The 13651-nt window shown below is 39.1% G+C and carries 7 protein-coding genes and 1 pseudogene; all 8 read right to left on the bottom strand.

The window, feature by feature from the left end; genetic code table 11:
- Window positions 1-32: 32 nt before the first annotated feature.
- Window positions 33-2147: a DUF5117 domain-containing protein gene (locus tag NXX38_RS06815; RefSeq protein ID WP_258978895.1), complete on the bottom strand. Its 2115-nt coding sequence runs from the start codon at window positions 2145-2147 to the stop codon at window positions 33-35.
- A gap of 31 nt (window positions 2148-2178) precedes the next feature.
- On the bottom strand, window positions 2179-4521 hold the full coding sequence (locus NXX38_RS06810; protein ID WP_148367709.1) for a zinc-dependent metalloprotease: 2343 nt from the start codon (window positions 4519-4521) through the stop codon (window positions 2179-2181).
- 15 nt (window positions 4522-4536) lie between these two features.
- Window positions 4537-6204, bottom strand: coding sequence for a PKD-like family lipoprotein (locus NXX38_RS06805; protein WP_258978894.1), 1668 nt, complete (start codon window positions 6202-6204; stop codon window positions 4537-4539).
- Between the two features lie 16 nt (window positions 6205-6220).
- Window positions 6221-6901, bottom strand: a complete 681-nt coding sequence (locus NXX38_RS06800) for a DUF4843 domain-containing protein (protein ID WP_148367707.1) — start codon at window positions 6899-6901, stop codon at window positions 6221-6223.
- Between the two features lie 9 nt (window positions 6902-6910).
- Window positions 6911-8434 carry a RagB/SusD family nutrient uptake outer membrane protein gene (locus tag NXX38_RS06795; RefSeq protein WP_148367706.1) on the bottom strand — a complete coding sequence of 508 codons (1524 nt, stop codon included), beginning with the start codon at window positions 8432-8434 and terminating at the stop codon, window positions 6911-6913.
- 16 nt (window positions 8435-8450) lie between these two features.
- Window positions 8451-11800: pseudogene (locus tag NXX38_RS06790) on the bottom strand (SusC/RagA family TonB-linked outer membrane protein).
- A 132-nt stretch (window positions 11801-11932) separates the two neighbouring features.
- Complete coding sequence (locus NXX38_RS06785) at window positions 11933-13066, bottom strand: FecR family protein (protein WP_234131774.1); 1134 nt, start codon at window positions 13064-13066, stop codon at window positions 11933-11935.
- A gap of 32 nt (window positions 13067-13098) precedes the next feature.
- Window positions 13099-13608, bottom strand: a complete 510-nt coding sequence (locus NXX38_RS06780; protein ID WP_148367703.1) for a sigma-70 family RNA polymerase sigma factor — start codon at window positions 13606-13608, stop codon at window positions 13099-13101.
- Window positions 13609-13651 lie beyond the last annotated feature (43 nt).

The following is a 13651-nucleotide window of genomic DNA, read 5'->3' as shown; positions in this document are numbered from 1 at the left end:
ATCCCCAATAAATCATCATTATTCAATGATACTCAAGAAACCACATGGAAATATTGGCTCATTCTTTCCACAAGCAAAATATACATATCACGCACTTCCACCTGGGGATGTGTTGTACTAAGCTTCTCCAACCTACCACACAGATGATACAATTCATCCTTTAAACGTTTCGCCATACCATTATGTTTAGCGTCTTCCTGTATCATATCCAGCCATGTTTCCAGACATATCAGCTGCATATCCATCTGTTCATAAGTAACGGCAGACGACGGATCAAAACCATTGAACAACCCTTCATAAAGATCCTGGAAAAAATCAATATCATCATAGGCTTTCCTGTCACTTCGCAATGCCTGCAATCGAAGAGCCGAAATTGTCTTAACACTCAACAATTGCTTAAACAATTTCACCAATTCCGGATATAGGATATGGTTCCTCACTTCCAACAAATTCTCTTTTACATAAGCACATTCCATCTTTTTAGCAGGATGAAATAAATATGTATCCAGATCAAGCATTGCCTGATGCTGTATCTCCGCCGGCTGAGAGCTGCCTACCGCTTTCGCTATTTCCACCAGATAACTTCCATACAAACGAATAGCCTTTCTATATATATCATTGAGTGAACTTCCCCTATCTCCTTTTTTTCCTTTATATACAATCTTATCCAACCGGCTTACTACGGTCTGCAAATCCGATATTCTTATTGCATAATCCTTTGAAAACCCAGTATCAAGCTTCTCTTCTTCTGATGATCGGAACAAACGAATACGATCCGGCAAATGATGATCTATCCATTGGCGAAGCTGCTCTCGTTCATCATAGCAGTTCTCACATCCTTTGAAAGGATGATAACCAAAGTAAACGGCCAGACAATCATCATCCCCAACTTTTAAAGTCGTCCCACATGAACTTTCCGACAAACTTCCGCGCAAACCCAAAAGATGCCCGATCTCTTCCGTTATTTCATTTTGCAGTAACTCTTTTTCCACTTCTTTAGAATAACGGTCAGCCAGAATACGCGGATCCGAGGCACCGCAACTTAGCAGATAATCATCTAATCGCCCTTTCAGAAATCCATGTCCGATATTCAGACGACATGAAAGTATCTCTCCCGTACGAGGATGATGTGTAAGGTCACTTTTTATCCCCGGCATTTTCAAGTCATAAGATATAAAAGCACGTTGTTCCGCCGGAATGATCTTCTTGTTTGCATACTTCACTTGCAAGGCATCATGGATGCCTGCCTTGCGGAATGCGGTATTCCATGCCGACACCCCTTCTTTCACCGCCTGAAAATATTCCTTCGGAAAAAGAGTATCTACATAGAAAGTGAGTGTCTTTGACGTATCCCAACGAAGAATCAACGAATCTTCTGCCATACAGTAAGGATCTTGGGAATAATCTTTAAAACGTAATGTTTGATAAGGTATCCTGTAATCTGCCAGACGAATTCGATCCCTTTTCCGGGGAAGTAAGCGTATTACACAGGTAACCTCCAAAGGCATACTGCCGTCAGGCAATATGACAGTAGAACTGGAAAACATATATCTTTCCGATTCAGCTCCGTGATAGCGCCTGATTGTCAACGATACGCCTTCTTCGAAGGGATGTATTTTCGTTACTTCCGACAATTCCGGAACCAGAGAACGGATAAAACCATAATTATTATAACTGAACCAATCATCACCGTCCATCAGGTGCTCTGTTATCCGGATAACAGCTCCCCGCTCTTTTGAATAGGTTACCACCGGATAACTTTTACCGGCAGGTTGCACGTTTGACAAAGAGAAAGATGACTGATATGCGCTCGTTTCATCCAGAATACGTTCTGCATAAAAAGGTTTCTGAAAACAGATTGTAGCCTTATCAGGGGATACAATACGCACTACTCCCAGTCCGTCGACCGGACGATTCAGTAAATCAAACCCTCTATCTATCTGACCATTCACTTCGATTTCCCGACCGATATATTTTTCCGGTATTTCCAGATAGACTTCTTTCTCCGCCACATATACCGGAAATACACCGTCAAACTTATTCATCCCGGTAACCCAAAACTCATCGAATGGCTTGACGGAATTCTGCGCCTGAAGCAAAGCTGCAACACACAACAATATAAAAATTACATATTTTCTCTCCTTCATGAGTTTCTTTATTTGCTTTTCATCATTAAAATTAAATACTATCTACGAGAAACATTGCCCGTTTTTTAGCAACCGGATCCGTAATTCTATGACTATAATCAAGACCTTCTTCCTTCATTCTATTCAAAGTCTGCATAATGGAAACCAATAACCTCGACGAAGTTACCTTTTCTGATCTATCCAATAATTTAGAAAGTTTATTCACATAAAGTAGCTGCACTTTATATCGGGCATCACTTACAAAAACGTTATCATCCCATTCGGTAAATAATCCGTTATGTATGCTTTCCAGAAAATCATCTACAGACAACATATCCTCGCAGGCATTCTCCGTCTCCCCCACTTTCTGAAGAGAGCGGATTATTTCTGACATAAGCTCTTCATAAAAGCGGTCGAACTCACGACTACCATCTATTTCCAGATTGGTGGTCAATGTTTTATCAAACATCCACACAGGAGGCTGTAATACATAAGTCTGTATAAAGTTCATAACCTTTTGATTGTAAGCGGCTTTTTCTGGTATATAAATATTCTCATCCTCCGTTTCAGCAAGACGTTTCCCACCCAAATGAGACAAAACATGCCGCACCCACTGTTTATAATGATTTAATACCGCTTCATAACGTCCCTGCAATACGCGCAAAGACGTTTTATCCGTCACCTTCCAGGCATCAGGATGTTCACACAAATATTTCAGATTCTCTATCCCCTGTGCATTAACCACAACATGGTCATTACCTAAATCTTCCGCCTGCGCCCGTACATCCACTCCACCCGAGAAATGTAATGAAGAATCTTTCTGCTTTTCCTGATTCCACAAATCCCTGTTCTTCTCTCTTTCGGCAACATTCTTACCCGGGAATATGCGGTATCCCCATTCAATGGCCCATTTGTCATATTCACCGACACGTACCCACCTGTTTGTCAAATCAACCTTATCTTGAGGACGCAAAGCGTAATTACACCGCACATAGTCCATAATGGAACTTCCTATGCTATACCGGCTCAAAAAATCATTATCACGTAACTGGTCTATGGAATAATGGGAACTACCCAGAAAATTATGTTTCAACCCCAATGTGTGGCCGACTTCATGCGTCAGCACTTTTTTTATCTGTTCGTATTGCAAAGAGTCCGGCAACTCTATATTCCATGCCTGCGGATCATTCGCTCCACATTGAGCAAAATACCATTTCTGCTCCAGATTCAAGACACTGCTGAAAATTCCGATATGACACGCAATAATTTCACCGGACCGAGGTTCGCAAGGCGTTGGCCCATAGGCGTTATTTTGCCCTGATATTTTCCATGAAATAAACGGATAACTGCTATCATAAATACTAAAATCAGAATCTTCTTCAACGGTAGGAACCAGTCGCGCATCAATGGCGTTCTTAAAACCGGCTTTCTCAAAGGCCGGACGCCAGTCGCGCACTGCTTCAATGATACAGCCGATGTACTTTTCCGGTGTATTACGATCTATATAAAAGATAATAGGTTGTATGGGTTCCACCAATTCTCCCTTCATGTATTTTTCTTCATCTTCCGGCCTTATCTCCAGCCTCCATCGTTTGATAACAGCCTTCCGGTCGGCAGGCTGATCGCCTTGAAAGTAATTTTTGTCGATTACAAAATACGCTTCGGTATTAGCAAAAACGGGATCCAGCGGTTCTTTTGATAATAATTTTATGCAGATACCTGTATCCCAGTCTCCTATATAAGGAGGGGCAACAGGCTTACCGCGCATTCCCATTGATGAACTTTGATAAGTTCGTGTCGCATGTATCAACAGACGGTTATCAAATCCTTTGATTTCCTTGATACAGTCTTTTTCCCTTAAACGTGTACCTATCAACAAATCAAAAGACACAATATCAAGAGTAAACAAAGGAAAATCTTTTAATACTTCACCAATCTCTACCAGGTTACTTTCCGGATTCTTTGCTTTGACCGGCAATATTTTATAAAGCCTTTCATTTCCACGTCGGGCGGCGATCTTTGCATACACTCCTTCGGGATCTTCTATCACCCTTTCATGTTGTGGATCCAGCATCCACAATTCGTTCCCGTGTTTCCGGAAACTGAAGAATACCGGACCGATCATATCACCCGAATATCCGAATTTCTTTTCCATATCCCGATCCGGACGGGCAGGAGCAGCCAGAATAGTAGTCGTAACGACAAACTCGCGTCCAATCAATGAATCCGGAACTTCCCAATAGATACGACCGTTACTGCGATAAGTGGTAAACATACCGGGAATCACTTCTACAGATGCCTCTTCTTTAAAAAAAGCAGCAATGTCCGGCTGCTGACCGTACAGACAAGTACAGACAACAGCCAGAAATATTGCACCGATAATTCCTTTCAACATAAAAAACGATTTATACTATTCATAATTATAGGAAATATCTACAATCTTGCCAATGGGATGATCGGTGTCTTCGTACATACAAATACTATTCTCTTCACGCGAAACATCACCCGCCACCGTCAGTTGCAACTCTACAACTACACCTTTACCAGCAGTATTAATACCTAGTCCGATAGACATACCTATTTTCTCCTTATATTTGCCTGTCTCCTCATCATCATCTTCCGCTCTCACACTTTCAGGATCCTTAAATTTCAAACTGGCTATCTGTGCTGACGGATCTGCCCCGTAAGCATAAAGTTCAACCACCCTTCCACGATCAAGGTCAATACGGTACAATCTATTACCTGACGTCATAAATATAAGATTTGCCGTATAAGCATAAGAAGCGGCGAATTTTGCTGTTTCTACATCTACTTCAGACGGCAGAGAAATTATATATCGGGCAGCACAAACAGGATCTTCATCCTGCGCACTGAATTTAAATACAGTCAATTCTTTCCCGTTTCGTGGAGCGGCAACTGCATAAGCGAAATTTCCCCAGTTTCCCCCTGTAACAATATCACGTACTTCTAAAGACGGATCAATCACATCCGGATCAAACACATTAGCCTCATCTGACATTGAATATGTGGAGACAGGTTTCTGGTCACTCCATTTAGTTCCATAATTACGTATATTTTGAGTGGCTGAATTCATTATATAATCACTGACACCTGGAATAAATGATCTAAGAAAGCAATGATTTTCAGGATCAAAAAATAGCATACCACCACTATACGAACCATAAGCGGAAATAGCAGGAAAGTCGCTCCCCTTTTTCACAGAGAATGGTACGCAAAATCCATCCATAGGAGCACAATATGCCCTTTCGCTATTTACAAACAACTCACCATAAGCAGTCATCTTATAATATTCGATATTCAACGGTTCACCTTTTTCCACCGGTTCAAAAAGTATTTTATTTGAAGGATATTTCGTCATTAGTGTACTTGGAGTCAACAATGCCAAATCCTGATCCGTCACTAACATTAACGCTGGACTTACTTTAAAACCCATAAAAGACAGCATACCACTTAAAAGCGAATTCCCATACTCTTTTCTTGCACTTACCGCCAAAGGTTTCCCATCTAACGGAAAAGATTGATTCGATTCTGACTTAAATACATCCGGATAAACATAATATCCTTCCGGAGTACCTTCTATTGCTCCTAATACACCTTTTCCTTCTTTTTCCTGCAATACAAACCAGCAAGGATTCAAAGGACGGATAATTACAACCTCACCTGTCTGATACCAAGTTGTTCCGTTTATTTTATCCGTAATGACCAACATCAAACCTATATTTTCCGACTCATAAGCCTCGATTGTTACTTTACACTCTTTACCTATGGAATAATCTTTATAATCACTAAGTCTGTCCGAACCTGCTTTCTTCCCTTTTATCGTTTTCTTCCATTGAAACACTAGATTCTCCTCATTTTGCTCCAAAGTTTGAGAAATCTCGGGTATAATTGAAATTTCCACCGCTTCCTCCTTTGGCATACGCACTTTTGTTTCAGGTATTACGATGTCCATTGTATTCACATCATGATAATCGTAATCTCCCTTATCATCATAACAGCTTGTCTGTAACAAAGCTGCTCCAATAAAACTTACTATACAGATGATATATTTTCTCATAACGTTTCCTTTAATCTTATTCATATTCAATTTCATCACCATCGTCACCCAAAATGGGAGGATTTCCAGCCTCTATATACTCTTTATAAGCCTGCTGGATTTTTACCACGTCATCATCTTCCAAATCATCCCACACACGCTGGCACACATCCATAATAAACATATATTTATTATCACTATAACTGCCGAATCCTACATAATCACTCCATTCGGCCGGTTTAAGTTCCCATCTGACATTCAGCACCACCTGATTCTTCTCCACCAGTCCTTTATCAAACTGATGAAGAGGATTATCCAGATCAAATTCCAGATAACAACCATATACGTTTCTACCTGACTCTACTTTCGGACGATTGATCTTATAATAAAATACCTGATAAACAGTGTCCAGTTTGGTGTATGTATACTTATCTTCCAATATTACATCCACCGGATTTCGATAATCACTATTTGGAGTTACTTTCACACAGAAATCGCGATTTTCTTTTAAAAGGTCTCCTTGTATACTTACCGTAAAACTATCTATAGCATAAGGTTCTGTCTTCACATAATCTGTATCAACCAAAGTACGAATATATGTACTTCCATAAAAATTAATACGGGATGTCTGGCTATATAAGTCTATCTCACTCTCACTGCATCCTGCATAGATGCCGCAAACAAGAATAGCTAAAACAAAGTATATAATACGTTTCATAAGACTTCATCATTTAGAGTTGTTACCAAAAATATACTCATCATCCGGTAATGTCATCTGATAATGAGCTTCAGTCATTGCTTCCAGCCCACAACCATAATAAGTGCTATAATTATGTGCTTTCAAAAAATAAAAAAGCTGGCCTTCCGCAAAATATTCTTTTCTATATTCTTTCATGATTTCATTGATACGCTTAGTCTGGTCTTTATTTTCTTCCGAAATAATATCAAGATCATCATATCCGGTAGTCAGAATCTCATCACTGTAAGAGATACCACGTGCAAAACGCACAGTATTTAATGCGTCGGCACTTTCCGATGCAGAAGATGCACATTCTGCTACAATGTAATACATTTCGGGCAAACGGATCAAAGGAACAGCATCAGCACCGGAATAGGTATATCCGGCATTGAGGTTTTTTTGATTATATTTTCTGCAGAAAACGTTTGTGCTGCTTGCCCCATTAATGACCTGAAACATTTCCGTATTTTTTCTCCAGTCAGTATTCCCTACATCAGCTGTTTCATAGAAGAGACTGAATTTATCTCCATCCAAATAAAAATGTTGCTGAGTATTCGTATTTTCCATATCCATATAGTTTTCAATAAGCAGATTAGAAAATTCATTTACAGTGATTCCGAATATCTGCTCTGCGTAACGTATGGAATTATAATTAGAAGCAGTTTGTGATTTGTACAACGTAAAATACTTAGAAGCAGCAATCACTTGTTTTGCATATTCTGTAGCCAATCCACGGCTTTCAACATCACCTTTATAACAATATACACGAGCTAGCATCGCTTTTACTGCATACAGATTCATACGAAACTCACGATTAACAAGGAAATGGTTTTTCTCTCCATATTCCTCATCCGTTTGGTTTGTGAAGAAATCAAGCGGATCACTTTCCTTCAGCAATTCTTCAGCCTCATTCAAATCTTTAAGAATAGCGATAACCACTTCGCCGGCTGATAAAACAGGGGTGGCATCTTTATTAAAAGCAGTTCGATAGGGGATAGCCTTTGATGCAGGGTGTTCCTTATAAACAGGACCGAACATGCGCAACAAATCAAAATGAAGAAAAGCACGAAGCCCCAGTGCTTCTCCTTTCATTGTTCCGTAATACCGTTCGGTAACTAGAACATCTTTATTCCTGTCTACGTACTCCAGAAAATTATTAATGTTAGCAATGATATTATACATAGTCGAGTAAATTGCATTTTTCTTACTCAAGAACATATTTTCATAATCGAATACGATACTCTGTTCAAAAACAGCATTGGTATTATATCCGGGATAATCGGAGTATAATCCGGCCAATTCATCCAAGTAAGCATAAGTCAAATCTCCGGCGTATAAGGTAGTAGTTCCCAGCTTCAAATAAATACCTGTAAGAGCATCCTTGAATCCTGATTCCGATTCAAATTGTTTCTCGGTAGGGATAGAAGTCTTCGGAGATACATCCAACCAGTCGCTGCAAGACGTAAGCCCCAGCATTGTTGTTGTCAATAGTATATATATTATCTGTTTCATACAAATATGTTTTTAATTAGAAAGCAACATTCAAAGCAAATGTAAACTGACGGGAATACGGATAGTATAAACCTCTTTCGCGTTTCACTGTAGACCAATAGAAAAAAGTCCTCCATATTAAACGTTACCTTAGCAGAACTCAATCCCCAATGAGTGATAAACTTCGTATTAGTACGGTCCATACGATAATAAACAGACAATGAACTTCCCTGAAATATATTTTCATCCATAATGAACCGTGAAGTAGCTTTCGTCTCCCATCCACCAGGGTTAAGCCCACGGAATTGTGCCTTGTCACCCGGCTTCATCCAACGCAGTTGGGTCACCCGCCGGTCTACATTGTATTTCAAATTGGCATTTTCCACTTTGTCAAGCAGTGTCTGATTGTATACCTGACCACCAAATTGATACCTGAAACTGACATCTGCTCCCCATCCTCTGTACGTAAAAGAAGAATTAATATATCCCTGCCATTTAGGTTCTGTATTTCCAACAGGTACTACATCATTGGCATTCCAGTTAGTGGCATTTGTCATTTCTCCATTACTTTTCAGTAATATTTCATCTCCTGAAGCCGGGTCAATACCCAATGAACGCACTACCCAAATGCGAGAAAGAGATTCACCTTCTTCGTAGCGTGGCAGTGGTGTATCCTTTAGTTTTAATGCATTCTGATCGTTCACATATTTCATCGCTTCCGATATTTTGAGTAATTTGTCTGTATTATGAGAACCGTTTACCATAATTGTCCAATAAGCCTGTTTAGCAACGTTCTTATAAGGAATAGCAGAAAAAGAAAGTTCCCAACCCTTATTTTCAATCTTTCCCAGATTTTCCGGATAACTGCTAAAACCAAGAGAAGGAGCAAGACTTATATCTGTAATCATATTGTCTGTCACTTTCCGGTAGTATTCCACACGTGCGGTAAAACGCTGATCAAAAAGTCCTAATTCCAATGCAAGATTCGTGCTTTTTGTAGTCTGCCACTTTAAGCCTTCATTGTGCATGGCCAAAATTTCCGATCCTGTCGCATCGGATGAATAATAAGGAAGCAATAAATTGGAATAGGTGTAATAGCCATGTGCCTGATAAGGGTTGAAACCTTGTGAACCGGTCGTACCATACGTGCCTCTTAAAATCAAGTCAGAGATGAAAGAAACATCTTTCAGGAAATTCTCTTTTTCAAATCCCAACGTAATCCCGTCGACCAGAAAGGTGCCCACCGATTGTCTTTTCCAAACTGGGAGGAACCGTCCAGACGCACATTAAAATCAAATGAATACTTATATTTATAAGAATAACCTCCGGCAACAACCCAACCAATGGAACGTGTTGTACTTTCCAACCCATCTACTTTCTCATTGTACTTCTTACCAAATAACAAGTTGTCCATATTATCATTCGGAAAACCCGTCACATAGTTTCCATACGTCTCCGAATTATTTTCCAATACACTCATACGGGCATTAGCGGTCAGATAATGATCTTTCAACTGTTTGTTCCAGCTTCCTGTCAAATCTATTCCCCACTTGACAGATTCACTCTGGCTTTTGCGATAATCACCTCTTAACGTAGGATCAGTCACATTATCAAAAAAAGTATGTTGCGCAGGACGGAACATATCGCGATGTCCCACACTTTTGGACAAAGAGAATGCACCTTCAAACCGCAATTCTTCAGTAGGATTATATTCTAACTTGAAAAGTTCGCGCACTGTAAAATTCTTACTCTGGTCTTTACTGTTGAACGTTGTATTATACATGGGGTTCAAATAACTCGATTCACCACCTAGTCCTTCAAAATTATCAAGACGTTTCTGTATCTCTCCATTTTCTCCATAAGGACGCAAATAAGGATTCAAGCGGGTGTATTCGCTAAAACTTCCCCATGGAGATTCATCAGCCACTGAATTATCCAATGTAATGCTATTCTTTAACAATACTTTTTTCAGACGATACTGAAAATCAAGCGAACCAGTCAATACATCACGATTACTGCCCTTCATCACACCCGGAGAACTGTTATATCCGACATACATACGATAACGCAAAGCTTCGTCACCTCCTTCCAGTGTAACTGTATGACGTTGCTGAAAAGAAGTCTGCAAAGGTTTATCCAACCAGTAGGTATTTACTCCCGCCAAAACTTCACGCAACTTTGATTGATAAAGTCTCCATTTTTCAACTGTTTCACCACCGTATGTATAAAGCCCGCTCTGTAATTCCGCATCTATCTTTTCTCTTGAATTCATCAGGTTATATCCAGTCATATCCGGAGCTTCAATACGAAGTTCACCGCCATAAGTTACCCAGATACGCCCCGGTTTAGGCGTCTTACTTTCGATGACAATTACCCCATTTGCCGCACGCGATCCATAAATAGCTGTAGCCGCCGCATCTTTTAGCAAAACGATGGAAGAAACCCGGTCGGGGTCCATATCGGCAAGCGCCTGTATACTGATTTCAAATCCGTCCATGATAAGCAATGGTTGATTGGCATAAGTCTCATATTCCCCTTGGACCGCCAATACGTCATTACTGGCTGAATTAAAGTCTACCGTAGCTTGTGCATTCAAATCCATATTTGCACTACCACGCATACGCATATCAGGTAGATTATTCGGATTTGACCCCATATTAATATTATCTACGATACGAAGCCCGGGAGCAACAGCCGCAATTGCTTTAGCTACATTATTCGTACTATATTTTTTCAGATCTTCGCCCTTTATAGTAACAGCAGAGCCGGTAAATCCTTCTTTTTTCCTATTAAACATACCTGTTACCACCACTTCATCCAGTGCTTTTGTATCAGACTTCATCACTACTGACATAAATGTTGAAGGATTCAACAACTGAGTTTCCAAACCTACATAAGAAATCCTCACCTGACTATCTTCCGGAACATCAGAAAGCTGGAAATTACCATTATTATCTGTGATGGTACGGATATTGGCATCTTCCACTATAATAGTGGCACCGATAACCGGAAACCCGTCTTCTTCGGAAAGCACTTTTCCTTTTACTTGTGAAATATTCTTTTTAGGATTCTTTTTAGTGATATTGATAAATTGTCCGTCAATGTGATATTTCAATGGATTTTTCCCGATAATCACCTTTAAAGCTTCACCAATAGTAGCTTTCTCAACTTTCCCGGTAGAAGTATAAGAACTAATCTCATCGTAGATAAAAAGAACTTTATATCCCGATACTTTCTCCAAATGTTTAAAAATAGAAGGTAATCCTTCATTTTTAAACTCCATCGTTATTTGCTTTTCTTTACCTGTTTGTGCTTCAATGCGCCACGAATACGCAAAAGGAAAAGCAAGAACAAAACAATGAACTTTTGTGCCTGATTTTTTTTCATAAGCCTGAATAGTTAAATAGTATTTCATTCTTTTAATTGTATACGAAGTTTAAAAAAGAATGGTTACCCTTAAAAGAATTTATTTTCAGAAATATGTATTCCTATTCAGATTTATGACGTTTTGCTCGTTTTTTATTCAATAATAAGTTTTCCTGTTTCAAAATAGGCATGAACTCTCTCCATTCGATTCAATAATTCAATCAAATTAAAAATGTCTTGATGACGATTTGCAAAAAAATGCATACGGAGATCCATAATTTTACTGTTGCGGAATTCTATATCTATATTGTACCAACGCCCTATCTCTTTCATCATGTCAGCCAGAGGGATATCATCAAAATAGAAAAATCCTTCCTTCCAATACAAAAATGATTCTATATTAACTTCACTCACAGCAAATGTTCCGTCAGTAGAAAGTTGTGCACTTTGTCCCGGCTCCATTTCAACGTTATGAGTTCCGCAGGTATCGCTGACAGCTACTTTTCCTGTAATTAATGTGATACGGACATCGGCAGGAGAGTATCCACGTACATTAAACTCCGTTCCTAAGACACGAACCTGCACATTTCCGGTTTTTACAATAAAAGGATGTTCGACATCTTTACTTACTTTAAAATAAGCTTCCCCTTCCAACGAAACGATCCTCTCTTTTCCCTTAAAAACGGTAGGATAAACCAACCGGCTGTCCGAATTCAAAAAGACTTCAGTTCCTTCGGATAAAACAACTTTGAATGTTTCTCCCCTGGGAATACTTAATCTATGTATTTGTACTTTCTGTTTTCCGACCTCTTTATTTTCTGTCTGAATAGTACGATGATAGTCTATTTTTTGATCTTTCAAAGGTCTTATTTCCTTTTCGTCATCAATTTGCAAAGTAGCTTGTGCGATGGCATGGTTTGCTTCAAAAATTTTAATACTTTCCAGTTTTGGTTCCGGTGAAATCATCATTGTACGTAAAATCAGGATTACAATGACAGTTGCCGCTACTCCTGCAATAGCAGTCCACAGAATACGCGTATTCTTCTTTTTGTTATTATTCAAACGTTTATTATGAAAGTCTACCAATTCTTTCTGAACATTAATTGCCAGTGTATTTTGCTTTTGCCGCATCTCCATCACAACCTCTGCAATATCAACACATGCCTGGAAACATTCTTCATCTTTCTCCAAGCCATGTAATTGGTCAGAAGTTATATGGGAAACATTCTCCATAATTTTCAAAGCTTCTTCTTCCGACTTATTTATATTTATATTCTTCTCATCCATAAATAATTCATTCAATATATAATATTTACGTTTTAAAGTCCATCCCGGTTACCTTTCCGGCCTAATTCTTCACGAAGAATACGCAAAGCCTTCACTATATTCTTATGGATAGCCGCAACACTCACATTTAATTCTTCAGCTACCTCCTTGTACTTTTTATTATGAATATAACAAGCTTCCAGAATATGGCAGTTGTAAGGAGTCAACTTTTCCATCGCCTTGCGTATCTGAGAAATACGTGTATCTGTCTGCTGCGAACCAGACTCTATGATTTTATTGGTTAATCGTGAAGCAAATTCCACATATTCTTCATGAATATTTTGTTTACGGAGATAGTCGATACAACGCGTGCGGATAATTGTATAAAGATAAGTTTTTGCCGTAGCTTCTTCTATTTTATCATAATTACGCCACAAATATTCAAAAGCATCACTTACAATATCTTTGCATACTTCAACATCGCTTATAAAATAGTATGCAAAATACACGAATTGTGCATACCATTCATTAAACATTCTGTCAAAAGTAGTCCGGTCTTTCATTCAATATCGTATTCTTCTGTTATTTTTTGGCAGACAAATATAC

Source organism: Bacteroides sp. BFG-637 (genome assembly GCF_024793605.1).
Taxonomy (GTDB): domain Bacteria; phylum Bacteroidota; class Bacteroidia; order Bacteroidales; family Bacteroidaceae; genus Bacteroides; species Bacteroides vicugnae.
The sequence above is the reverse complement of the archived record's forward strand: the minus strand, read 5'-3'. Positions and strand labels throughout refer to the sequence as shown.